The sequence below is a fragment of the Campylobacter sp. BCW_4321 genome (assembly GCF_001763075.1).
GTDB classification, from domain to species: domain Bacteria; phylum Campylobacterota; class Campylobacteria; order Campylobacterales; family Campylobacteraceae; genus Campylobacter_D; species Campylobacter_D jejuni.
This window is the reverse complement of the sequence record NZ_MJYA01000017.1, coordinates 21,268-45,473: the sequence shown is the minus strand read 5'-3', so window position 1 is coordinate 45,473 and position 24,206 is coordinate 21,268. Positions and strand designations below refer to the sequence as shown.

Annotated in this window: 26 protein-coding genes, 4 tRNA genes and 2 pseudogenes; 16 read left to right on the top strand and 16 right to left on the bottom strand. The window is 29.6% G+C overall.

Translation table 11 applies throughout. The annotated features are described in order from the left end of the window. Positions 1-2 precede the first annotated feature (2 nt). A complete protein-coding gene (locus AJN58_RS02960) occupies positions 3-344 on the top strand; it encodes a monoheme cytochrome C (protein WP_002857673.1) in 342 nt (113 codons plus the stop codon). Positions 345-369: 25 nt separating this feature from the next. Here AJN58_RS02960 and gyrB read toward each other — a convergent pair whose 3' ends face one another. The 3 genes from gyrB to dnaA all read right to left on the bottom strand — a co-directional run bounded on the left by gyrB (position 370) and on the right by dnaA (position 5,257). Beyond that, positions 370-2,679, bottom strand: a complete 2,310-nt coding sequence (gyrB, locus tag AJN58_RS02955) for a DNA topoisomerase (ATP-hydrolyzing) subunit B (RefSeq protein WP_070291953.1) — start codon at positions 2,677-2,679, stop codon at positions 370-372. Between the two features lie 29 nt (positions 2,680-2,708). Next, a complete protein-coding gene (gene dnaN / locus AJN58_RS02950) occupies positions 2,709-3,776 on the bottom strand; it encodes a DNA polymerase III subunit beta (protein WP_002860849.1) in 1,068 nt (355 codons plus the stop codon). Between the two features lie 158 nt (positions 3,777-3,934). Next, positions 3,935-5,257 carry a chromosomal replication initiator protein DnaA gene (gene dnaA, locus AJN58_RS02945; protein WP_070291951.1) on the bottom strand — a complete coding sequence of 441 codons (1,323 nt, stop codon included), beginning with the start codon at positions 5,255-5,257 and terminating at the stop codon, positions 3,935-3,937. Between the two features lie 94 nt (positions 5,258-5,351). Here dnaA and ruvC point away from each other — a divergent pair, with 94 nt between their 5' ends. The 4 genes from ruvC to AJN58_RS02920 all read left to right on the top strand — a co-directional run bounded on the left by ruvC (position 5,352) and on the right by AJN58_RS02920 (position 9,991). Beyond that, complete coding sequence (gene ruvC / locus AJN58_RS02940; protein ID WP_083265154.1) at positions 5,352-5,834, top strand: crossover junction endodeoxyribonuclease RuvC; 483 nt, start codon at positions 5,352-5,354, stop codon at positions 5,832-5,834. Between the two features lie 202 nt (positions 5,835-6,036). Then, entirely contained in the window at positions 6,037-8,577 is a 2,541-nt protein-coding gene (gene flgE, locus AJN58_RS02935; protein ID WP_070291947.1) for a flagellar hook protein FlgE, read from the top strand. A gap of 248 nt (positions 8,578-8,825) precedes the next feature. Further along, positions 8,826-9,209: a preQ(1) synthase gene (queF, locus tag AJN58_RS02925; RefSeq protein WP_044778580.1), complete on the top strand. Its 384-nt coding sequence runs from the start codon at positions 8,826-8,828 to the stop codon at positions 9,207-9,209. Positions 9,210-9,346: 137 nt separating this feature from the next. Next, positions 9,347-9,991 carry an outer membrane beta-barrel protein gene (locus AJN58_RS02920; protein ID WP_070243342.1) on the top strand — a complete coding sequence of 215 codons (645 nt, stop codon included), beginning with the start codon at positions 9,347-9,349 and terminating at the stop codon, positions 9,989-9,991. 35 nt (positions 9,992-10,026) lie between these two features. Here the strand turns inward: AJN58_RS02920 and AJN58_RS02915 are convergent, their stop codons facing one another. Beyond that, entirely contained in the window at positions 10,027-10,656 is a 630-nt protein-coding gene (locus tag AJN58_RS02915; protein ID WP_002860843.1) for a hypothetical protein, read from the bottom strand. Between the two features lie 462 nt (positions 10,657-11,118). Here AJN58_RS02915 and leuD point away from each other — a divergent pair. Continuing rightward, positions 11,119-11,505: pseudogene (gene leuD / locus AJN58_RS02910) on the top strand (3-isopropylmalate dehydratase small subunit); the annotation flags it as partial. On the opposite strand, the gene AJN58_RS02905 reads toward leuD, so the two are convergent. From AJN58_RS02905 to AJN58_RS02895, 3 genes are all read right to left on the bottom strand, one after another. Then, entirely contained in the window at positions 11,485-12,015 is a 531-nt protein-coding gene (locus AJN58_RS02905; protein WP_053872649.1) for a GNAT family N-acetyltransferase, read from the bottom strand. The pseudogene leuD and the gene AJN58_RS02905 sit on opposite strands and share 21 nt — an antisense overlap. Before the next feature lie 27 nt (positions 12,016-12,042). Next, positions 12,043-12,118, bottom strand: a tRNA-Val gene (locus AJN58_RS02900). Between the two features lie 3 nt (positions 12,119-12,121). Further along, positions 12,122-12,197, bottom strand: a tRNA-Ala gene (locus tag AJN58_RS02895). 115 nt (positions 12,198-12,312) lie between these two features. Here AJN58_RS02895 and AJN58_RS10560 point away from each other — a divergent pair. The 7 genes and pseudogenes from AJN58_RS10560 to AJN58_RS10035 form a co-directional block, all read left to right on the top strand. After that, positions 12,313-12,597 (top strand): annotated as a pseudogene (locus tag AJN58_RS10560) (DNA topoisomerase); the annotation flags it as partial. Beyond that, entirely contained in the window at positions 12,574-13,053 is a 480-nt protein-coding gene (locus AJN58_RS02890) for a topoisomerase DNA-binding C4 zinc finger domain-containing protein (protein ID WP_410002395.1), read from the top strand. The pseudogene AJN58_RS10560 and the gene AJN58_RS02890, both read left to right, overlap by 24 nt. Next, positions 13,050-14,075: a hypothetical protein gene (locus AJN58_RS02885; RefSeq protein WP_070240256.1), complete on the top strand. Its 1,026-nt coding sequence runs from the start codon at positions 13,050-13,052 to the stop codon at positions 14,073-14,075. The genes AJN58_RS02890 and AJN58_RS02885 overlap by 4 nt, the downstream gene beginning before the upstream one ends. Positions 14,076-14,284: 209 nt before the next feature. Beyond that, positions 14,285-15,400 (top strand): hypothetical protein, encoded by a 1,116-nt coding sequence (locus AJN58_RS02880; RefSeq protein WP_070240254.1) that lies wholly within the window; start codon positions 14,285-14,287, stop codon positions 15,398-15,400. Between the two features lie 166 nt (positions 15,401-15,566). Then, positions 15,567-15,905, top strand: a complete 339-nt coding sequence (locus AJN58_RS02875; RefSeq protein ID WP_070240252.1) for a hypothetical protein — start codon at positions 15,567-15,569, stop codon at positions 15,903-15,905. Continuing rightward, positions 15,902-16,183 carry a hypothetical protein gene (locus AJN58_RS02870; RefSeq protein ID WP_070209948.1) on the top strand — a complete coding sequence of 94 codons (282 nt, stop codon included), beginning with the start codon at positions 15,902-15,904 and terminating at the stop codon, positions 16,181-16,183. Before AJN58_RS02875 ends, AJN58_RS02870 begins: the two co-directional genes overlap by 4 nt. Before the next feature lie 53 nt (positions 16,184-16,236). Further along, a complete protein-coding gene (locus AJN58_RS10035) occupies positions 16,237-16,464 on the top strand; it encodes a hypothetical protein (protein ID WP_186820934.1) in 228 nt (75 codons plus the stop codon). 171 nt (positions 16,465-16,635) lie between these two features. Here AJN58_RS10035 and AJN58_RS02865 read toward each other — a convergent pair whose 3' ends face one another. From AJN58_RS02865 to AJN58_RS02850, 6 genes are all read right to left on the bottom strand, one after another. Beyond that, complete coding sequence (locus AJN58_RS02865) at positions 16,636-17,025, bottom strand: hypothetical protein (RefSeq protein WP_053872655.1); 390 nt, start codon at positions 17,023-17,025, stop codon at positions 16,636-16,638. Between the two features lies 1 nt (position 17,026). Then, positions 17,027-17,821, bottom strand: a complete 795-nt coding sequence (locus AJN58_RS02860) for a Fic family protein (RefSeq protein ID WP_004305857.1) — start codon at positions 17,819-17,821, stop codon at positions 17,027-17,029. A 202-nt stretch (positions 17,822-18,023) separates the two neighbouring features. Then, a complete protein-coding gene (locus tag AJN58_RS09735) occupies positions 18,024-18,188 on the bottom strand; it encodes a YopX family protein (protein WP_079860130.1) in 165 nt (54 codons plus the stop codon). 63 nt (positions 18,189-18,251) lie between these two features. Further along, the gene (locus AJN58_RS10300; RefSeq protein ID WP_261665673.1) at positions 18,252-18,506 is read right to left on the bottom strand and encodes a hypothetical protein; all 255 of its coding nucleotides are present in this window, start codon (positions 18,504-18,506) and stop codon (positions 18,252-18,254) included. Positions 18,507-18,637: 131 nt separating this feature from the next. Next, positions 18,638-18,862 carry a hypothetical protein gene (locus AJN58_RS10295; protein ID WP_257841569.1) on the bottom strand — a complete coding sequence of 75 codons (225 nt, stop codon included), beginning with the start codon at positions 18,860-18,862 and terminating at the stop codon, positions 18,638-18,640. A 458-nt stretch (positions 18,863-19,320) separates the two neighbouring features. Further along, positions 19,321-19,408 (bottom strand) — tRNA-Ser (locus tag AJN58_RS02850). A 135-nt stretch (positions 19,409-19,543) separates the two neighbouring features. Here AJN58_RS02850 and AJN58_RS02845 point away from each other — a divergent pair. Next, positions 19,544-19,620 (top strand) — tRNA-Met (locus tag AJN58_RS02845). Between the two features lie 13 nt (positions 19,621-19,633). Here the strand turns inward: AJN58_RS02845 and AJN58_RS02840 are convergent. Genes AJN58_RS02840 through AJN58_RS02830 form a run of 3 tightly spaced genes read right to left on the bottom strand, consistent with a single transcriptional unit; the run spans position 19,634 to position 21,358 of the window. After that, positions 19,634-19,732, bottom strand: coding sequence for a hypothetical protein (locus AJN58_RS02840; RefSeq protein ID WP_002869298.1), 99 nt, complete (start codon positions 19,730-19,732; stop codon positions 19,634-19,636). Then, complete coding sequence (gene rlmN, locus AJN58_RS02835) at positions 19,729-20,799, bottom strand: 23S rRNA (adenine(2503)-C(2))-methyltransferase RlmN (protein WP_070291945.1); 1,071 nt, start codon at positions 20,797-20,799, stop codon at positions 19,729-19,731. The genes AJN58_RS02840 and rlmN overlap by 4 nt, the downstream gene beginning before the upstream one ends. Before the next feature lie 22 nt (positions 20,800-20,821). Continuing rightward, on the bottom strand, positions 20,822-21,358 hold the full coding sequence (locus AJN58_RS02830) for a purine-nucleoside phosphorylase (RefSeq protein ID WP_004305850.1): 537 nt from the start codon (positions 21,356-21,358) through the stop codon (positions 20,822-20,824). A gap of 79 nt (positions 21,359-21,437) precedes the next feature. On the opposite strand from AJN58_RS02830, the gene rsmA reads away from it, so the two are divergent. Both rsmA and AJN58_RS02820 read left to right on the top strand, forming a co-directional pair. Continuing rightward, a complete protein-coding gene (rsmA, locus tag AJN58_RS02825) occupies positions 21,438-22,238 on the top strand; it encodes a 16S rRNA (adenine(1518)-N(6)/adenine(1519)-N(6))-dimethyltransferase RsmA (RefSeq protein ID WP_070291943.1) in 801 nt (266 codons plus the stop codon). Continuing rightward, positions 22,207-24,201 carry a ribonuclease J gene (locus AJN58_RS02820; RefSeq protein ID WP_074469935.1) on the top strand — a complete coding sequence of 665 codons (1,995 nt, stop codon included), beginning with the start codon at positions 22,207-22,209 and terminating at the stop codon, positions 24,199-24,201. Before rsmA ends, AJN58_RS02820 begins: the two co-directional genes overlap by 32 nt. Positions 24,202-24,206 lie beyond the last annotated feature (5 nt).

The window sequence follows — 24,206 nt, the reverse complement described above, 5'->3', positions numbered from 1 at the left end:
GTATGAAAAAAATTATATTGATCTTAGCATTGTTTTTAAGTGCAAGCTGGGCACAAAATCTTGAAATTAATCCTGATACAGGATTGATTATCGATCCTGATTCACCTTTAGTGGAAGCAAATTGTTTAGCTTGTCATGGATCCAATCTCATTACCAATATGCACGCAAGTAGAAAAGCTTGGTTAGCAGCTATAAGATGGATGCAAGATAGTGAAGGACTTTGGGAAATAGAACCTGAAGATGAAGAAAAAATTTTAAATTATCTTGAAAAATATTACGGAGAAAAATACGATACAAGAAGAAGAATTCCTCTAGCTATATTCTTACAAAACAAAACTCATTGAAGAAATGATTTCTTCAATGATAAATTTACACATCCAAATGTTTTACATCTTTAGCGTGTGCTTGAATATAATCGCGTCTTGGTTCAACTTCATCACCCATAAAGAGATTAAAGGTATCGTTTGCACTTTGTGCATCTTCAATAGTAATTTTTAAAAGTCTTCTTACACTTGGATCCATTGTGGTTTCCCAAAGTTGCTCAGGATTCATTTCTCCTAAACCTTTATAGCGTTGTATAGTAGCACCTTTTTTAGCATTGGTTTCAACATCTTCAAGAACTTCTAAAATATCTTTATCAAATTCCAAGCCTCTATCTTTAATCTTATCAAAAATATAACTTGCTTCTTCATATAGTGGATGAGTGAAAAGTTCTTCATTGATCACAAGTTCTTCTAGGCCATTTTGAGTTTGAACAAAAGCTCGAATTTCATTTTCGTTGATATAATGATTTAAGATATTGTGTCCTTGTGTTTCTAAAAATTGTTTGATTACACTAAATAATTCTTCATTATTTGCTTTAACTAAATTTGATTTTTCTATCATATAGCGTATCACGGAAATCACATTAAAACGCTTTTCAAGATCTTTTAAAATCGCACGATAAGCTGCAACGATTTTCAAATAATCTTTTAAATCATTCATTCCTATACCTTCATAATTTAAACCTTCTATTCCCGTTTCTATCAAGTATTCACTCAAAGCTTTTTCATCTTTTAAATAAATTTGCTTTTTAGCTTTTTTATAAAGATATAAAGGCGGTTGTGCTAAATAAATATGTCCATTTGTCACAAGTTCATTCATAAAACGGAAGAAGAAAGTTAAAAGCAAGGTTTGTATATGTGATCCATCAACATCCGCATCTGTCATGATGATGATTTTATGATATCTTAGTTTTGAAAGATCAAAATCTTCACCTATACCACAGCCAAAAGCGGTAATCATATTTTGAATTTGCTCAGATTTTAAAATTTTATCCAGTCTTGCTTTTTCAACATTTAAAATTTTACCACGCAAAGGCAATATAGCTTGAAAAGATCTTTCTCTACCTTGTTTTGCAGAACCTCCTGCAGAATCCCCTTCCACAAGATAAATTTCACTTTCACTTGGATCTTTACTTTGACAATCAGCTAATTTCCCTGGTAAAGTTCCTACGCTTAAACTTTCTTTTTTACGCGTTAATTCTCTGGCTTTTTTCGCTGCTTCTCTTCCTCTAGCTGCCATTAAGGCTTTGTTCATTATAGCTTTAGCTTCGATAGGATTTTCTTCAAAATATTTAGTCAAATACTCAAAACTTGCTTTTGAAACTATAGGACGCACATAAGTTGAACCAAGTTTTCCTTTGGTTTGTCCTTCAAATTGTGGTTCAGGCACCTTTACACTCACAACAGCGATCAAACCTTCACGCACATCTTCGCCCGTGATTTTATTATCCTTTTCTCTAGCACTTGCATTTGCTTCTATATAGTTACTTATCACACGAGTTAAGCCCATTCTAAAACCAGCTTCATGTGTTCCACCATCTGGGGTTTTGATATTATTTACAAAAGAGAGTAAATTTTCGCTATAAGTATCATTGTAAAGTAAAGCTACTTCAACATTCACATCTTCTTCATCTACGCTAAAGAAAATTGCTTTAGTTAAAGCTTCTTTTTTATTTAAGTCTGTAACAAACTGAGAAATTCCACCTTCAAAGTGAAAACTTTCATGTTTGCCTACGCGGTTATCTTTGAAATTTATAGTGATTTTTGGATTTAAGTATGCAAGTTCTCGAAATCTTTTAGCCAAAATTTCATAATCAAATTCAGTCACTTCAAAAATTTGATCATCAGGCCAAAATTCTATAGTTGTTCCTGTCTTTTTACTTTTTCCTATCACACCAAATTCACTGATAACTTTACCTTCTGAAAATTCTTGACGATAAATTTCTCCATTTCTTTCAACTGTAGCTACAAGTTTTTTAGAAAGTGCATTTACAACTGAAACCCCAACACCGTGCAAACCGCCTGAAACTTTATAAGTATCTTTATCAAATTTTCCCCCTGCATGAAGGACAGTTAAAACAACAGTTAAAGTTGGCATATTTTCAGTTGGGTGCATATCAACAGGAATACCACGACCATTATCACTAACTATACAGCTTCCTTCAGTAGTGATTTCTACATCTATAGTATTACAATGTCCTGCCATAGCTTCATCGATAGAATTATCCACAACTTCATAAATCATATGATGAAGTCCGCCTATGTTTGTATCTCCTATATACATACCTGGGCGTTTTCTAACAGCTTCTAGGCCTTTTAGGACTTTAATATTACTCGCACCGTAATTTTCTTGCATATTTTTCCTTTATCTTTTACTTGTTCTTATTATAAAACCATAGGCATGATAATCATTGATAGTCCTTGGGATTTGACTATAAATGCTGAATTAGGTTCATTTACACTTAAAGTGAATTTTTCTTCTTCTATAGAAGTTAAGAAATCAAGTAAATATTTGATTTTTATAGTAAGATTAAATTCTTCACTTACTCCTGTTTGAATTTCAAGTTCTGTTTTTGCTTCCATATTGTCTAAACTTATACCTTCAAAGATGATTTTATCTTTGTTAAAATGAAGTTTCATTTTTTCAGTTACAACGCTGATTTTTTTAAGACTATCTATAAAATCTTCAGTTGAAAAGCTAAGTTCTTGTTTGAAAGTTTTTGGTATAACTTTTTCATAATCTGGAAATTTATCGTTAATAAGTTTTGTAAAGAATTCAAAGTTTTCATTTTTAGCGATAAGCATATTTTGATCATAAAAAATTTCTATTTTTTCATAGAAAAGTTTTTGCATTTCCATGATAGCTTTTTTAGGGATACTAAAACTGAATTCTTGATTATTTGCTTTTTCTAAAGTATAGATTGCAAGGCGTTTTGTATCAGTTCCTACGAAGTTAATTTTATCTGTTTTTATATCTAAAAATGCACCATTTAAGGAGTATTTTGGGTTGTTTGTATCAATACTTGGTAATATCTTTTTAAGAGAACGGCTTAAATCACTTGAATCAATGTCAAATTGGTTTTTTCCTTCTGTATTTGGAAAATTTGGAAAATCTTCGTGATTAAACATAGGAAGTTTGTATTTTGTACTTTTTTGTCTTATAAATAAGAAATTATCAATAGTTTCTAAAACAACTTCTTCATTATTTAAGCTTTTAATAACATCTGCAATACTTTTTGCATTTGCAGTAGCAAAACCACTTGATTCTACGCGGATTTTTTTTATCTTATAGTTGATACCTATTTCATAATCACTAGCTCTAATAAGAAGTTTATCTTCATCAGCATGAAAAAAAAGATGAGAAGTAATGGTGCTTGAATCTTTTTTTTCTACATAAGCATTACATAAAATCACTGCAGATTCTAAAGTATTTTTATTGATACTTAACTTCATTTTTTCTCCTTGGTTTATTTTAATTTAAATTCGTTGTAATAATAAGCTTGTTGAAATTGTGAAATTCTTCAAAGCAAAATAATCAAATTTGTATTTTATCATACTTTGCTTAATTTCTTTTTTTCACACTCTAGAATTTATTTTTCACATCCTTTCACTTAACTTTGACTTTTAACAAGAATTTTGTTTTTAAGTTCTTCGATTTTTGCTTTTAAAGAAGTATCATTTTCTATCATTTCTGTGATTTTTTTAACATTATGTGAAATAGCTGTATGATCTTTCATTTCAAAATAATTCGCAAGTTGTGGCATAGTCAAAGCTGTAAGTGTCCTAGCTAGGTAAATCACAATGCGTCTTGCTGTGACTATATTTTGAGTTTTTTTATTGGATTTCACATCGCTTGGTTTGATGTTAAATTCTTTACATACTAAAGATAAAATATCATCTATGGTGATATTTTCTTTCTTTTCTTTGATATGATCTTTCATCACACTTTTGGCAAGTTCGAGTGTGATTTCTTGTCCTAGTATGGTTGCATAAGCATTTAAACTTATGATGATACCTTCGATTTCTCTTATATTATCCCCTAAAGAAGTAGCGATATAGTTTATGATATCATTAGAAAGATTGATATCGTTAAATTCACATTTTTTTCTTATGATGGCTATTTTTGTATCTAGTTGAGGTGGAGTTATATCAGCTATGATCCCATGTGCAAAACGACTTTTTAAGCGTTCGGTTATACCTTTTAGCATGTTGGGTGGATTGTCTGAAGTCATGATGATTTGTCCATCGTTATTTTTGATTTCATTAAATATAAAGAAAAATTCTTCTTGAATTTTATCGGTTTTTCCTAAAAACTGCACATCATCTATAAGCAAAACATCGCAGTTTCTATACTTTTCATGAAATTTATCTAAAGAGCCATTTTTTAAATTTGAAGTAAAATCATTTATAAAATTTTCACTTGTAGCGTAAATGACTTTTTTTCCCATTTCTAAGCTTGCATTTCCAACTGCTTGAAGTAAATGTGTTTTTCCAAGTCCTGTAGGTCCATAAACAAAGATTGGATTATAAAGTTTTCCAAGTTTGTCTTTATGCGCTACGGCTTTACATGCTCCATAAGCGTATTTGTTAGAATCCCCCACAACAAAACTTTCAAAAGTAAAAGAAGGATTTAAAATCGTGCTTTGTGCCTTTATATGAGCTATGTCGATTTTTGTGCTTTTGTTGCTTTGTTTAGCACTTTGTGCTTGTATATTTATGATGGCTTTATTTCCGCTTTGCACTTCATAAAAATGTGCGATTTTTTTGCCGTATTTTGTTTGTATGAATTTAGCCATGAGTTCATTTGGAGCATTAAAAACCAAAAGATCTGCTTTGCTTTGCTTTTCGTTGAATTTTAAATTTGATAGATAATTTTCGTATTCGTTTTCGCTTAATTCTTTTTTTAAATTTTCAAGTATTTGGCTTGGATTCATAATCTCTCTTTAAATTTTGCATAATGTATAAATTTTATCTTAAATTTCATAAAAAAAGGTTAAAATCCGCTTTTGTATTTTATTTTCAAAAGGTATGAATTTGAAAATTTTAGGTATAGATCCAGGTTCGAGAAATTGTGGTTATGCTATCATAGAAGCCAGCAAAGGAAAAAACATTCTCATAGAAGCAGGGCTTATAAAGATAAAGCCAAGTGCTTTACAGTATCAAATCACAGAGCTTTGCGAGGGTTTGGATTTGATTTTTAAAAATCATTCTTTTGATGAGGTGGCTATAGAAGATATCTTTTTTGCTTACAATCCAAAAACCGTTTTAAAACTCGCACAATTTCGCGGAGCTCTATCTTTAAAAATTCTTCAAATTCATGGAGACTTTGCAGAATACACTCCCTTACAAGTGAAAAAAGCCGTCACAGGAAAAGCCAAAGCAACCAAAGAACAAGTTGCTTTTATGGTAAAAAGACTTTTAGGACTTAGCAAAGATATCAAGCCTTTAGATATCACAGATGCTATAGCAGTGGCTTTAACCCATGCGGCAAATTTAAGAGTTAGGGTGTGATTTAGTAATTTTCATTACATAAAAGCCCAAAGCTCCATAAACTCCTAAAATACCTTTAAATTTTTTCTATAAATTTTTAAAAAATTCATAAAAAATTTCAAAAGTTGGAACAGAACTTGCTTGTAAAACTTCACATAAACGCAAAAGTTTTTTAAAGCCAAAGCGTTAAATTTTTAAAGCAATATTTTATAAAGGATTTAAGATGATGAGATCACTTTGGTCTGGCGTAAGCGGACTACAAGCACATCAAGTTGCGATGGATGTTGAAGGTAATAACATTTCAAATGTTAATACCACTGGTTTTAAATACTCTCGTGCAGATTTTGGAACTATGTTTAGCCAAACAGTAAAAATCGCTACTGCTCCAACTGATGGAAGAGGTGGACAAAATCCACTTCAAATCGGTCTTGGCGTTTCAGTAAGTTCTACTACAAGAATTCACTCTCAAGGTTCAGTTCAAACTACAGATAAAAACACTGACGTTGCTATCAATGGTGATGGTTTTTTCATGGTGAGTGATGATGGTGGTCTTACAAACTATCTTACAAGAAGCGGGGATTTTAAACTTGATGCTTATGGGAATTTCGTAAATAATGCCGGTTTTGTTGTGCAAGGATGGAATATCAATTGGGACGATCAAACCATAGATAGCTCAAGAACTCCACAAAACATTTTCATCGATCCTGGTATGCATATCCCTGCAGCAAAATCAACCGAAGTAGCTATCAAAGCAAATTTAAATAGTGGTTTAAGTATAGGAACTTCAAGTAGAAATCTTTATGCACTTGATTCTGTTCATGGTTATAATAATAAAACCAACAGAGCAGAAGATGAAAATGATACAGGAACCACTCAGTTTTATACTACTTCTAAAAATGCTATAGAAGTAACAGAAAAAGGCGTGGATGCAGGATCGTTATTTAATGCAAAAGGGCAAGGCTTAAATTTAAGAGATGGACAAGGAATTTGGGTATCTTATGCGGATGCAAAATACTCTACAAATAAATTAGGTGTAAGCGCTTTTGATCCAAATTTACAAAGCAATCAAACTGCAGCTTTTTGGGGAACAGCAGATCAAAAAGTAACTTTAGATATAACTTTAAATGGTGTAAGAATTACAAATAGTGATATTCAAAGCATAGATGATGCTATAGCTTATATTAATACTTTCACTGCTCCAACAGATACAAGAGACGGAACAGGAGTAAAAGCGGTTAAAAATAAAGATGGCAGTGGAATTGATTTTATCAATACAAATTCTGATGGCACTACAGATAATATGAAAAATATTAATCTTAGTGTTTTATCTACGAATACAGCAGGCGAGGCTTGGACAGCAACTTGGGATGATAAGACACAAAAACATACTTTTAAACAGGTTCAACAAAATAATGGTTCTTTATGGACAGCAACAGCAGGAACAGCAGGAACAGAAAATAGTTTAACTGGCTCTAGAGATGTGCAAGTTATTACAGCTCATAAATATATTTATAGTTCAAATCCTGTGGATATAGGTCCTATGTATAATCCTGATGGTGGTCCTGGATTTCAAGGTGGAGCTAATCAAGATACACGACCAACAGATCCTGCTTCAGCAGCCTATTATGATGCAGTTCATGGCAAGCTTTTAAATACAGATGCAAGAACTTTTAGAACGACTGAAGATTTAAGAGAACTTTTACAAAGAGACGCCAGATATGGGGTGGATTATGATGGAAGTGGAACTTTTGCAGCAGCAGATATCAATCAAGCTGTAAAAGTAGTGGTAACAGAAAACGGAAATTTTGCTATATCTAATGCAAAAGAAGATTCTACTATTCCTCCAAATGCTATAGCGGGAACAACACAAACGACTAATCCAAAAAATATGAGCTTTAATATCACAGCTTATACTAACAAAGAAGGCACAGTTAGCACCAATGATGCTTTTACAGCTATGTTTAAAGCTTTTGATGGTCCTTTAGTTGTAGGTGGATCGATCAAAGAAAGTGAGCAATTTAAACTTTCAGCTTTTTCAGCAGGGCTTGAAATTTATGATTCTTTAGGTTCAAAACACACTTTAGAAGTGCAATTTGTAAAACAAAGCACCACTCAAGATGGGGGTAATGAATGGCAAATGATCATCCGTGTGCCAGAACCTGCGGAAATCAATACCACAGGAGAAGGTCCAAACAATATCATCGTAGGAACAGCAAGATTTAATAATGATGGATCTTTGGCAAACTATACACCAAAAACGATCAATTTCTCACCAAATAATGGTGCTGCGCCAAATCAACAAATCAAACTTTCCTTTGGAACAAGCGGAAGCAATGACGGCCTTGTAAGCTCAAACTCTGCTTCAACTCTAACAGGACAAGCAACCGATGGTTATACTTCGGGTAACTTAAAACCTGATGCTATCCGCGTTGATGATAAAGGAAATATCTTAGGCGAATTTACCAATGGTAAAACTTTTGCAGTGGCAAAAATCGCTATGGCTTCAGTGGCTAATAACTCAGGTCTTGAGGAAATCGGCGGAAACCTTTTCAAAGTTACTGCAAATAGTGGTAATATCGTAGTAGGTGAAGCAGGAACAGGGGGTCGTGGTGAGATGAAAACCTCAGCTCTTGAAATGTCAAATGTGGATTTGAGCCGTTCTTTAACAGAACTTATCATTATCCAAAGGGGTTATCAAGCAAACTCAAAAACCATTTCAACCAGTGATCAAATGCTTCAAACCTTGATCCAGCTTAAACAATAGTTTAAGCTTAGTATTCTATAAAATATTGTTTTTTGCTCCCTTAAAGGGAGCAAGCCTTGCTTTACAAGCCTATCTTGGTAGTCTTGTAATACTAGGCTTAGGCTTGAACTGCCTTCAATTTATTGCTAACTCACTCTTGCTAGGGGTGAGTTGCAATAAAATTGCATTTTCTTATCTGTATCATAATCGTTTTAAAAACTTATTTTGTTATAATTTTTGCTCGAAATTTAAATTTTTAAGGAAAATCTATGCGTTATGGTGAAAAAGAAATCAAAGAATTTGATGTAGAAAATATGGAAATTTGGCCAAATGATGCGAAAAATGACTATATCATTAAAATCACTTTGCCTGAATTTATGTGTTGTTGTCCGCGTTCGGGTTATCCTGACTTTGCGACGATTTATCTTGAATATATGCCTGATAAATTTGTGGTTGAGCTTAAGGCGATAAAGCTTTATATCAATACTTTTATGTATAGAAATGTTTCACATGAAGCAAGTATCAATGAAATTTACAATACTTTAAAAGATAAATTAAAACCAAAATGGATTAAAGTTGTGGGGGATTTTAACCCGCGTGGAAATGTGCATACGGTGATAGAATGTCGTAGTGATATAGTTGTTCCAAAATAATATTTGAGTAAAATATTCACATATTTTTATGTAAAGATTAAATATTTTATAAAAAATTCTTATTTAATCTTTGAAGAATATATAATATAAAAAGATCTAAAATTTTTAGATCGAATTTTATTATAAGGAGTTAGGTTATGAATAAAAAATTATTAAGCATTGTCGCAAGTGCTACTTTGTTTTCAAATTTGGCTTTAGCAGATGAGAATTCCGGTTTTTTTATAGGTGCTGATGCAGCTTGGATACATGCTCAAGTAAAAAGTGAGTTAAAACATAAGAATACAAAGCAAAATTTTAATGGAGATATTTCAGGTAATATACCATCGTTTGGTCTAAAACTTGGATATCGTTTAAATGAAAATCATAGAATTTATGCTGGTTATAATTATTCTGATGAATTTAGTGATTTTATCAAAACTCCTAGAATTCAAATCGAAGGTGATTTTACTACACATAAATTTTTAACAGGTTATGATTTTACTCCTAAGCTTTTTGAAAAAACCAGAGCTGTTTTAGGTGTGTATGGAGGATATGCAAGAACAGATCTTACCTTAAAAACAAGCTTTTTATCTTTGTCGCAAAATTTTGACGGTTATTTTTATGGAGCGAAAATAGGTGCTTTATATGATTTGACACCACATAATGAAATAGAATTAGGCTTTAAAGCAGAGCAAATTCATTATAATTCTAGAAATTTTTATCAAAATCAAGTGGGTTCAAACTTTTACGATCCTAAACAAACAAATTATGGTGTATATTTAGGATATAATTATAAATTTTAATCTAATGCAAGTTTTTATAACTTGCATTAATGAAATCAACCTCCACCAATAAAGTATTTTTCAACATCATCAAGTAATTTTTCACAAATTTGAGAATCTGTATTTTTTTCTACTATAAGATTTATATAAGTTTTAGTATCTCTAAAGCTTCCTGCTGATTTTGAATTTTCGCGAGTGAGTTTTTGAGTGTCTCTAGTGTATTCTATATTGATGTTAAATTTTAGCGCAGCGCTTGCTTCTCCTAAATTTGTTTTTACTACTACATTCATTTTAGAAGCTTTAGCGAGTGTGGCTTGGGTTTTATTTATGATTTCTTTAAAGCGTTGGCAAGATCGTATGAGTGTAGCGATAAATTTGTTATCAAGTCCCTCATAAGCTACTTTGAGTTTGTTTTTGATATCTTTTGTACTTTCCTTTTCAGGGGCGACAAAAACCATGTAAAAACCGTTTTTTATAGCTACATTGTCTGTTTTTACATCGCGTCCACTTGACATAACTTTAACATAAATGGCATTATCAAGATAAACACGATCTACCATAGGGCCATAAATTTCGTATTCTTTTTTTCGGACTATGACTTCACGGGCTAGCATATTTAATTTTACATTGGCTTCGTGAATAACAGGTTCCATTTCTTTTTTAATCTCTAAGAGTTCTTTTAACATCAACATCCTTTTTGTTACTTAAAATTACAATTATATCAATAATTTTCTTAATTTAAGAATTTTACAAATACATTTACTAAAAATATGATACATCAAGGATTAGTTTTAACAAAGGAGGAAAAGATGAAGCAAATTTGTAAATTTCAAATTCAGTCCAACAAAAAAGTAAAGACAATACTTTTAATCTGCTACTGCAACTCTCACTCTAAAACTCAATTTTATTTTTAATCATTTTTTACATTTTTAATTTTTTATCATTGTTGTTAAGTTTTTGAAATTTTATTCATTTAGTCTATTTGGTTTTAAAGGATTAAATCATGAAAGATAATAAAATCATAATCTTTGATACCACTTTGCGTGATGTAGAAAATGCGATTTAGAAGAAGTGGTTATGGCGATAAAAACTTGCCTTGAAAATTTAGACTACGATGAAAATATTTATAATTTAGATGATGTTTATGTTTGGTGAGTTTTGAAAATTTTTGTAGCGGCTCTTCAAGAAAGCATGCGCCTTGGGCTTTGGTTGATTATGGTATTAGAGTTATTATCGCACCTTCTTTTGCAGATATTTTTAAAAACAATGCCTTAGGAAATGGTTTGCTTACCATAGAACTTACTAAAGATGAGGTTTTGGAAATAGTTGATGAGTTAAAAAAATCCCAAGATAAAATATAGAAATTTCTTTGTTGGAAAAAAAGAGTATTTTTTAAAGATAAGATTTTTTCTTTTGATTTAGATGATTTTCACAGAATTTGTCTTTTGGAAGGACTTGATAATATAGCTTTGACTTTAAAACATGAAGCACAAATCAAAGCCTATGAGAAAAACTCAAAAAGCTTTTTGGTTTAGAATTTTTTCATAAGCTAAAAAAGGATCTTGGTAATTAGGTATGTTAAAATTTCCACAAAAATTAAAATCGAGCTTTTTAAAAAGCGAATTCATAGGAAAATTTTTACTATGAGTATCTGCTCTTAAACTTGCCTTGTGATTTTCCAAGGCAAAATTTTCGCAAAAATTTAAAAGTTTTTGTGCTACGCCTTTGCCCTTTGCCTTTTGTTTGACGGCTAAACGGTGTAGATAAAAGGCTTTATCATCATAATTTTTGTTAAAAATAACTTGTTTATAAAATTCAGGTTCAAATTTTTCATTGATACAGATAAAGCCTAAAATTTCATCATTTTCTTTAAACACATAAAGTTCTTGTGCTTGTATATCTTCTTGAAAAACTATTTCATTGGGATAATTCTCATCCCATTGGTGAAAATTCATAGCTTTCATAGCATTTAAAGCATCTTTTGTGATTTCAAGTATAGAATTTAAATCTTTATGGATGGCTTTTTGTATGATAGTGTTTTGCATGATAATCCTTTGTATAAGGAAGGGTGATGGTGGCTCCGATTGGACTTGAACCAACGGCCACTACCATGTCAAGGTAGTGCTCTACCAGCTGAGCTACGGAACCATATGGTGGAGCATAGCGGGTTCGAACCGCTGACCCCAACGCTGCCAGCGTTGTGCTCTCCCAGCTGAGCTAATGCCCCTTTATAAGTCTGAGATTTTATCGCAATATTACTTGTTTTTGGCTGAAAACTAAAATCAAATTTTTAATTTATGATGTAATATACTACTTTATTAAAAGATTTAAATCAAGTTTCTAAATATGTTAAAGATGAAAAAATTAAAAAACTTTTAATAGAAAAAGATAAAGATAAAAAAGGCGAAAATGGCGGAATAGGAACTCCAGCAACAAGAAGTAATCACATAGAAACTTTAATAAACAGAGGCTATATTGTAGTTTCAAAGGATAAAAAGCAAGTTGTTAATGCTACAGAACTTGGAATTAATTTAATCCAAAATTTAGATCTTATATTGACAAATCCAGACATGACAGCTTTATGGTTTGAATCTCAAAAAGAAATACAAGAAGGAAAACTAAAAAGAAGCGATTTTTTAAATTCAATTAATGATTTTATTTTAAAAATAATTGATAATGAAAAGAGTTTAAACAAAAAAATTGCTTCTAATGAAGAAAAAGAAAAAATAACTTGTCCTAAATGTCAAAAAGGTTTTTTAAGAGAAATAAATGGAAAATTTGGAAAATTCTTTTCTTGTTCTGAATATTCTAATGGTTGTGATTTTAAGGCAAAATCTGTTAATGGAAAACCTGAATTAGAAAATAAAAGCACTAATTTAAATACATCTTTTAAATGTCCTCAATGTAATCAAGGAAACTTAATAAAAAGAGAAAGTAAAAATGAAAAAAACAAATTTTGGTATGGTTGTTCTGAATGGAAAAATGGTTGTAAATTTATGTGTCCTGAATTAAATGGCGAACCTAATTTAAATGCTAAAAATAATTTTCAAAACAATTATAAGCAAAAGGTTAAATACAAATGAAAAAAATAATTTTATTTTTATTGCTGTTTAATTTCTTATTCGCAGAAGGAACAAATAATGGGCAAGGAGTTGTTTCTGAAACTACTAAAGAAGAAATGCAAAAAATATTTTCTAATAGAAATGATGACATAGAAACTAATGATGGATGTAGTTGGGAGTGTAGAAAGGTTAATAGCGGATATGGAACTCAAATCATAGGATTTGATTTTAAAAATGGGACAACTTTTTGTAGAGTTTATAAAAATGAAAATTTTGATTTAGATTTAAAATTTAATGCTTCAAAAACTAATTTATCTTGTGCTAAACAAGTGTATACAGGACTTGATACTGAATTAAAAAATTATGAAAATATAGATAGAAAAATTAATTTAGAAAGTATAATTAAATGGACGCCAAGCGATACTAAAATTAATTTTGCAAAATATTTAGTTGCTTTAGCAACTTTAAATCCAAATATTATTGATAGAGAAAAAACTTATAATTTAGGAGAATTAACCTTAAAAGATGGTATAGATAATTTTAGCATTAAAACTATACAAAAAAATCAAAGTTTTATGGATTTTTTGATAGCTCCAAATTCTGTTTTAAATCAAAATAAAGGATTTTCTACTTCAAGTATAAGTTTGCAAGAAACTTCAGCTGTAGATGGTTTTAATAAAAATAATATGGCGTATTTTTCAAATCTATTTTTAGCCAATGAAAAAATTTATCAACATTTACAAATTCTAATTCTTGTTTTAGTTGGTGGATTTTTTCTTACTTCAATTAGTGCAGAAAAAATTCAAGCTTACTTAGAAAATAGGGGCGAAAATGAAGGAAAGCAAAAATTTTTACATAAATTTTATATTCCAATGATTATGATAGGAACATTTTTTATGCCTATACCCGAAGGAAATGGTTTAGCTCACTCAACAATTATGCAAAACGTCATTAGATATTTTGCATTAAAATCAACAGATATTGCAGATATGGCTAGTGCAATTGGTGGAAAAACCTATATGGATAAATTTATAAAAGTATAGGTGGAGTAAATATTCAAGGTATTAAAGCCTTATTAGAAAAAAAGAAAGAAAATGAGTTTCTTATAAGTCAAGGAGATGAAATTTATAAAAAAACTTGTTCTTTAAGATATAAAAACCAACTATCTGCCATTAGAGAAAGCTATATCACTTCTTTAACAGATGAAGATAAAGAAAAAATAAAACGATTTTTAGCTGAAGATAGTAATGATATGGCAGGAAAAAATGGCGATATTTCCTTGGAAGCTTGTATAGCTTTAGAAGCTGATATTTTAAAAGCAAGAAATGAAATAACTAAAATAAATTCTCAAATGGAAAAAATTGATAAATTAAGAGATAACACTCAAAAAATCAATGAAATGAAAAATCTTGATGCTTATTTTGCAGTAAGAGAAATGCAACTTGGATGGATAAATTCTTTATTTACGCCAAGCAGTGCAATTTTAGCAGAAGTAACTATGTTTAAAGAAGAGCAAGGTGATGAAGATGAACAAAAAGAAAGGATGATTAAAGCAACTAAAAAAAATATTCAAAACACTAAAGAAAATATAAATAAAGGAGATATTGAAATTAGTAAAGATGATATTACAGATAGCTCTTTAGGATGGATAGCAGGTAAATTAGTATGGATGATGTTACCAGGAGCTTCAACTATAAAAGATTTTGTAATGGAAAATACTGGAAAATTCATGGCTGTAATTCAAGCAGCAGCAGCTTCTACTGTGCCAATCATAGGAACAGTAGGTGGAGCTATCGTTGGATACATAACAGGAACAGTTGTCTCAACAATTACAGGATATGCTATAGCTATAATGTTAATAGAATGGACCTTTCAAAAAATACCATTATTGGTTTGCACTACAGCTTCTATTATAATATTTGTATCTTATTTAGTTTCTTTGATAAAATATTTTTATATTTCACCATTCGTTGTAGCTTTCTCCTTAGCAACTAAAAGAATGGATAAAATTATTGAATTCTTAATTAATGGCATGGCTATATTTTTAAAACCCGTATTAATTATTCTCTTTATATATTTATCATTATTTATAAATGTTTTAGTAGACGAATTTTTCTTATTTGTTTCTGTAGAACAATTTACAGGAATTAAAACTAGCGTATATAATTTTCACACTAACTTTATTATAGGTGCAATCACAGGCTTATTAACTATATTTGCAAAAATTGCTTCAGCGGTAATTATGTGGAATTTAATTATTAAAGGGTCTTCATGGGCTTTATCATTAGTAGGTATTGATGGAAAACAAAGTGAAATGATTTCTCAAGGTATGGAAAACACTTTAAACAAGAGAGCAAATATTGTTTAAAGAAATCTCAACTAAACCAAATATATACAAAGGAATAAAATGGAAAATAAAATGAAAAAAATATATAGAACTTGAAAGAAAAGAAGGACAAATCAATGACATTCCATACACTATTTTGAAAGTTGAATATCCTAATCTAAAAGAATTAAAAGATAAGGATTTATTAATGCAAAATGACAAAGGACAATGGCTTTGTGGCTATATTGGCTTAAAACACGAACAAGAATTAGATTTTAATAAGTTGAAAAATGAAGTTTGTATAGCCCCTATTTATTTAGAAAAATTTGACACTGATTTATTTGAAAAAGACGAGAATATTACTAAAATCATATTTTTTGATCAAAATCATTCTTGGAATAAAAGTAGGATAAATACTCAGTTAGATGAAGATTTATGCTTAAAAGATATTGAAAAAGTAGTAAATCACATTATTAATTTTAACAAAAATAATATAAAAGAAGAAAATTCCAATAAAGAATATAAATTTCAAAGGAGAAGAAAATGACAAAAATAGATTATTATAATTTTTTAGATGAAGCAGATTACTTAATGAAAAAATACAAAGAAGAACAAAAGGAGCTTACAGAAGAAGTATTTTTAAATTTTTTAAAAGAAATGGTAGAAAAATACAATCTTAATAAAAGAAAATATGATTTTTTTGTGCTTCATAATAATTTTTTCTTTGTAACAAAAAACAAGCAATGTTACACAATAATCAGCTTTGAAAAAGACAAAGATAGAAAAATAGATTTTTCAGGATATAGCCTTGAAACAAAAGAATAAGGACAAAAATATTTTGAAGAAAATTTTAAAGAATATGAGAAAGTTGATTTTTTATGGAAAACATAAAATTTGAGAAAAAATTAAAAGAATTAGAACTTACAAAAAAAAGAATTTGTAAATATGGAAAGAGTAACTATGTTAAAATTACAAATCCAAACGCAACAAAAAAAGATATAGAAAAGAATAAAAAGAAAATGGTAGAAGAGAAAGAAAGTAAGGGGAGCAATCTTATACAATTAAGAATTAGCGATAAGACGAAAGAATACCTTCAAGAGAGCTGACAGCTTAGGTTTTCCTTTAAATACATATATTTATCATCTTATTATGAAAGATATGGAAACTTTTAATCGAAAGTGATTAAAAGTTTTTTCGAAAAATGCTAAACTCAAAGAAACACTAGATAAAAAAGCTGAAGAGTTAGGCATTAACACAACTCAACCCATAAAAACATTTTAATTATCAGAAATATCACAAAATTTCCTTCGCAAATTACACTCAACGCTAAGTATACTATAATGATCATTATAATTTATAATCATTATATCAGCATATTCATATCTTCCATTTTCAATTTCTTTTTTAGATTCTTTTTGTGAATTTAAAAGAAAATTATAATCTCTTTCTTTAAGTGTTTTAATATTTTTTATTTCGCTTAAATCAATTAAAGAATACTTTCCACTTGTTTTATACTCTTCATCAATTTTTTTAAGTGCAAATTCATATCCTTCTTTACTTCCTTGCTCTGAATTATAAGTATATTCTTTAAGTTTAGGTTCTCCACAACCTATAAAAATTAAAGATAATCCAAAAATAATTAAATGCAAACTTTTTTCTTTTTTCATTTTAGTTCCTTCTTATTTTATCTTTTAAATTTTCTTGATATTCATTTTTTTCATTTTTTAGAGCGAAATGTTTTCTTTTTTCTAGTTCATTTTTAACTTCTTTTATTACTATTGTGTCAAATTTTTCAAAGTTTTTATAATAACAAGCTTCTTCCAAAGCTTGAAAGTATTCTTCTTTTGAAGAATACTTAATATTGATAGGTGGATAATTATTTTTAACAAGCTCATAATTCATTAAAAGCCTTGACATTCTTCCATTACCATCAATAAATGGGTGTATTCTAACAAAGTCAATATGTATTCTTGAAGCTCTAATAATAGGGTGTAAATTTTGTGCTTCATTCTCATACCAATTTAAAAAGTTTTTCATTTCAAAATCAATACTCAAATAATCAGGTGGAATATGTTTTGCACCGCTAATCACTACATTAGCCTTTCTATATACTCCAGCATTCTTTATATCAATTGTTTGTAAAATAATTTGATGTAAAGATTTAATATCAAATTCATTTAAAATTGTATTAGCATTTGCAAGTTCTAACATAAAATCAATAGCATGTGAATGGTTTATGGTTTCTAAGTGTTCTTTTACACTTTTTCCTGCAATAGTCATACCTTCAAGCACTGCTTTTGTTTCAAATAAGGTAAGTGTATTTCCTTCGATTGCATTAGAATCATTTGTATATCTTAATTTAAAATCTTCTTCTAGTGATTTTTTAGTTTCAAAAGCTAGTTTGTGTTCTTTCAAAAAATCTTTTAGAATATCAATTTCCTTTAGAACATCTTTTAAATTCATTTTCTTTTCCTATTTTTTATAATGATAGAATATTTTTTTATTTTATCAATTTTTCTATTAATTTAACCATCCCAATACAAAAAACAGATATTTCTCCATATTAAGACAGAAATTCCCTAACTTTTCTTTTGTTATTCATTTTTTCTCTTTTTATTCCAAAGATAATCAATATTATATTATATAGTATTATATTATAAAATTTTCACTCCTTAACTTCTAATAACTCCTTGTTTTCATGGATATTGCCTACGATTTCAAAATTATAATAATATTTTTCATAATAAGTTATTTCTCCACCTTGTTCCGCATCTTCATCTATATTCGATGTAAGCACAAAACCATTTTTCCCAAATTTAACAATACCCATATATTTTTGCCAAAAATGATAAGCTGTGATAAATGTATAAAAAGATTTATTTTTTATGAAAAATTATTTGATTAATTCTAAAATATCTCTTTTTTTGTTAAGTTCAAGTTGTCTAGAATAATAAAAATATTTGGTCAAAACCAAAATTCCTATATGGAATTCTTTTTTCTTATCTAAAAATTTCTTAATATATTGATGAGCATTATTAATAATTTCCAATGCATCTTTTGGGCGACTTTTAAAATATTCAATTACTGCTGACAAATTCTCATTATCAATCAAAGCAAAGTGATAATTTGGTTTTAAAGTTCCTTTCATAAACTAAGTTTCGCAAGTTATTTTTGGAGCTAAAACTAAAGAATTAGAATTCATAGCCCATTTTAAGTTGCTTGCTACATCGTTACACTCTAAAGAAATTATAAATTTATATTTCATTTGTTCTTTTTTGTTTAAAAAGTTTTTTTCCATTGGCTAGGTTGTTTTGAAGTATCTCCTATATTGCAAAAAGTTCTACCAAAATAAGAATCAAAAAATTCTTTTCTATGTTTTTGATATACTGCTCCTCTAAATATTGCTATATCCTTTTTATTTTCATAGTTTATGTTATCTTTTAAAAAGCAAAAATGCCTATTTTTATCAAGTTTTAATAAAATATTATTTATATTATTTTCCAAAGATCTTGATTTGCAAATAGTTGCTTCTTTAAAAGTATGTCTTACATCGCCAAATTCTTTATTCCATAAAAATTCATCTTTAAAGTATTTACTGATTTCATAAGCATCAAAAGCATAAGAGGTGTCTTTAAAAGGAAATTTTCCTATTTTTTCCTTTGCTGTAGGTGTAAAAAATTCATTTATTTGATTATAATATTTAACTCGAGTTTGTATTTCTTCTAAGTCTTTAATATTGTATTTTAAAATATCATTAAAAATTTTATCTAAATTTGTTTGAAAAAAAATATCTTGGTATAAAAGATATTCCCATTCCTTTTAAATTCATCAAAAGTCTTGATTGTAGCATTATAAAAAACCTAATAAATAAAATTTTTAATATTTTATCAAAAATTTAAGAATTTGTAAACAATAAAATAACTTTTGACAAAACAATAATTTTTAAATATTAAAAATAAGAATGGCAGACAGGAAGGGATTCGAACCCTCGAAAGCTTGCACTTTACACGCGTTCCAGGCGTGCTCCTTCAACCGCTCGGACACCTGTCTATGAAATAAAGCTTTCATTATATCTATAAAAGCTTTAAAAATAAAGAAATTTTTTAAATATTGAAAATAAAATTATTTTTTTAAAAAATCAGAAAATTTTTAGTAAAAAGTAGTATAATTATATTTTTATTTTTAGTCAGGGTAGCTCAGCTGGTTAGAGCGCTGGTCTCATAAGCCGGAGGTCGGGAGTTCAAGTCTCCCCCTTGACACCATTAAATGTAATAATTATTTTTTTTCTTTTGTTACTACAAAAACAATTCCACCGAAACCTATAATCACAACAGCTGTTATAAAAACGATTTCAAAAATATCTAACATTGTCATTGTTCTTTTGCCCTTTCTTTAAGCTGTCCACAAGCAGCTGAAATGTCAAGCCCTTTACTTTCTCTTATAGTGCAAGTTACACCTTTATTACTGAGTAAATCTTGGAATTTAATCGCATTTTCTAAACTAGGGCGTTTATATAAACTTCCTTCATGTGGATTAAAGAGTATTAAATTCACTTTAGCTTTAATGCCGTTTAAAAGCTTGACTAATTCTTTAGCGTGTTCAAGCTTATCATTGATACCATCAATTAAAAGATATTCAAACATTACCCTTTTTCTTTGATCTATAGGAAATTCACGCACCGCATCCATAATCGCAGCGATATTATAAGCTTTATTGATAGGCATAAGCTCAGTTCGAAGCTCATCATTAACCGCATGCAATGATATAGCAAGTAAAACACCTAAATTCATTTGACCTAATTCTTTGATTTGTTTTGCTAAACCGCTAGTGCTGATGGTTTGACGGCGAGGACTTATGGCAAGCCCCTCATTTTGCGCTAAAATTTTTACCGCTTTAGAAACATTTTTAAGATTATCCAAAGGCTCGCCCATACCCATATATACTATATTTACACGGCGTTCATAAGGGATATTGTTTTGTTTCTTTATCCATAAAATTTGTCCGACTATCTCACCTGCACTTAAATTTCTTTTCAAACCACCCTTGGCAGTAAGACAAAAACTACATCCGCTTTTACAACCTACTTGAGAAGAAACACAGATAGTATATCTCGCATGAGAAATTCTTTTGCCCTCCGCGTCTATTTTTTCTTCTTTCATAGGCAAAAGCACACTTTCTACTCTTAAACCATCGATGAGTTCAAAAAGATATTTTATACTTCCATCTTTACTTTGCTCATTTTTAACGCATTTTACAGGTGAGAAATGAAAATTTTGTGTAAGTTCTAAACGTAGATCTTTTGGTAAACTTGACATATCGGAAAAATTATTGGCGTATTTTTGATAAATCCATTGATAAATTTGTTTCACGCGAAACATCGGTTTGATTTTTTCTCCTAATTCTTCAGGTAAAAAATCTAAAATATTAACAAGCTCTTTCAAAATTATTTTCCTTTTTGAATTTTTAAATATAATGATATTTTTTTAAGTATTCTTCTAATTTTTCTTTTGCCTTTTGATGATTTTTTATAAAATCTTCGTGAGCATTTTCATTGCAAAAATTTGTCGCACATAAAATACACTCTGCATCAATATCTAAATTTTGAGCTACGCTTAAAACAGAAAAGGCTTCCATATTTTCTGCAAAAAAACCTAATTTCGAAAATTCTTTTGCTGCTTTTGAATTTTGACAAATATAATTTGAAGAATTGATTTTGATTGTTTCACGAGAAACATTTTCTTTTTCTAAGCAAATTTCATATTTTGCAGGAGTATAAAAAGCATGTGAAATTTTAGAAAATTCTACATTAAAAGCGCATGAACTTCTATAAATTTCTAAAATTTCCCCCTTATCATAAAGCCCACAAGTTCCTATAAATATGAGTTTTGATGGTTTTTCTTTTAAGCAAAGTTGACCCAAATGAAAAGCTGATTCAACCAAACCTATACCTATGGCTTTTGCAAAAGAAAAATTTTCATTTCCACCCGCACAAACAATCATTTTGATCCTTATGAAATTTTACAAAAATAATTCTACCTAAAAAGACTTAATTAAGAATTTTTAGATAAAATTATTTCTTATGGTTAAAGCAAAAAAACAATACGGACAAAATTTTTTAATCGATAAAAGCGTATTAGCAAAAATCATCCAAGCCATACCCAAAGAGATGAACAATATCATTGAGATTGGGCCTGGCTTAGGTGATTTAACGCAAGAACTTTTAAAAATTTCTCAAGTAAAAGCTTATGAAATCGATAATGATCTCATACCTATTTTAAAAAAGAAATTTCAAAAAGAACTTGAATGTGGAAAATTTAACTTGATCCATCAAGACGCAAGCGAAGCTTTTAATCCTAGTCTTGATGAAAAACCATATTTTTTGGTTGCAAATTTGCCTTATTATGTTGCAAGTCACATTATATTAAAAGCTTTAGAAGATAAAAATTGTCTAGGGCTTATTGTAATGGTACAAAGAGAAATGGCTGAAAAATTCTGCGCTAAAGAAGGGAATAGTGAGTTTTCTTCCTTAGGTGTTTTAAGTGCAATGATTTGCGAAAGAAAAATACTTTTTGATGTTGATCCACAATGTTTTAATCCGCCGCCAAAAGTTATATCAGCGGTGATGAGTTTGATTAAAATTAAGGATTTTGATGAACTTTGTGAAATAGAAAATTTCAAAAATTTTCTAAAAGACTGTTTTAAAGCTCCTAGAAAACAACTCTTAGGAAATTTAAAAACATATAAAGCAAAAGTTTTAGAAGTTTTAAGCATTCTTGGCTTAAAAGAAAACATCAGACCACATGAAATTTGCGTTAATTCATACCTTAAAATTTATGACAAATTAAAGGATGAATATGGACGAAAACAAAGAGATAAATAAAAACGAACAAAATCCGAACTCAAATTCAAAAAACAATAAACGCTATAAATATAAAAATCGCAGAAAAAAATTAGCCGATTCTTTGCAAAATGAAAATGATACTCCAAAAATTGATCAAAATTCTAACAAGGAAATTTCTGAAAACTCAGAGAATAAAACTGAGAAAAAAAAGAAAAAAAATCGCAATCTTCCTTCAAAACTCACAGGCAATGAAGATTGGCAAATCGCTCTTGCAGAATGTATAGAAGCTAACCGTGTTTCACATGAAAACCGCTTACACCCTTTAAAATATAATAATTCTAGCGAACATAAAATCCGCATTACTCCTTTAGGAGGCTTAGGAGAAATCGGTGGAAATATTAGCGTTTTTGAAACCAATAAAGATGCAATCATAATAGATATAGGTATGAGTTTTCCTGATGGAACTATGCATGGGGTAGATATTATCATCCCTGATTTTGACTATGTAAGAAAAATTAAAGATAAAATTCGTGGTATAGTGATTACCCATGCGCATGAAGATCATATCGGTGCGGTGCCTTATTTCTTTAAAGAATTTCAATTTCCTATCTACGCTACACCTTTAGCTTTAGGAATGATTTCAAACAAATTTGAAGAACATGGCTTAAAAGCAGAACGCAAATGGTTTCGTCCTGTAGAAAAACGCAAAGTTTATGAAATAGGTGAATTTGATATAGAATGGATCCACATCACGCATTCTATCATTGATGCTTCAGCACTTGCGATCAAAACAAAAGCAGGAACGATTATCCACACAGGTGATTTTAAAATCGATCAAACCCCAATTGATGGCTATCCAACAGACTTAGGGCGTTTGGCACATTATGGAGAAGAAGGAGTTTTATGTCTTTTAAGTGATAGTACAAATTCTTATAAAGAAGGTTATACAAAAAGTGAAAGCTCTGTAGGGCCAACTTTTGATCAAATCTTTGCACGTACCAAAGGCAGGGTGATCATGAGCACTTTTAGTTCTAATATCCACCGCGTTTATCAAGCTATCACTTATGGTTTAAAATACGGTAGAAAAGTTTGTGTGATCGGTCGTTCTATGGAAAGAAATCTTTATACTACTATGGAATTAGGCTATATCAAACTTGATAGAAAAATTTTCATCGATGCTGATGAAGTAAGCAAATATAAAGACAATGAAGTGCTTATCGTAACTACAGGAAGTCAAGGTGAAACTATGAGTGCGCTTTATAGAATGGCAACAGATGAGCATAAATTTATAAAGATTAAGCCTACAGATCAAGTAATCATTTCAGCTAAAGCTATACCAGGAAATGAAGCAAGCGTTTCTGCAGTGCTTGACTATCTTTTAAAAGCAGGAGCTAAAGTAGCGTATCAAGAATTTAGTGAAATTCATGTAAGCGGACACGCTAGTATAGAAGAGCAAAAGCTTATGCTAACTCTTACTAAACCTAAATTTTTCTTACCGGTTCATGGGGAATACAACCATATCACCAAACACAAAGAAACAGCAATGAAGTGCGGTATCCCTGAAAGAAATATTTATCTTATGAGTGATGGCGATCAAGTAGAACTTTGCCAAAAATATGTCAAACGCATAAAAACCGTAAAAACAGGTAAAGTTTTTGTAGATAATCAAATCAACAAACAAATCGCCGATGATGTAGTTATAGATCGCCAAAAACTTGCAGATAGTGGTATAGTAGTTATTATCGCACAAATTGACAAAGCTACAAAAACACTGATCAACAAACCAAGAGTATTTAGCTATGGGCTAGTAGCTGACAAACACGACCATGCTTTTAGCAAAGATATGGCTGAAGTTTTAGGACAATTTTTCATCAATGTTAAAGATGAAGTACTCAATGATCCAAGATTTTTAGAAAATCAAATCCGCCAAGTTTTAAGAAAACACATCTTTAGAAAGATTAAAAAATACCCAACCATAGTTCCAACTATTTTTGTAATGTAAAAAAG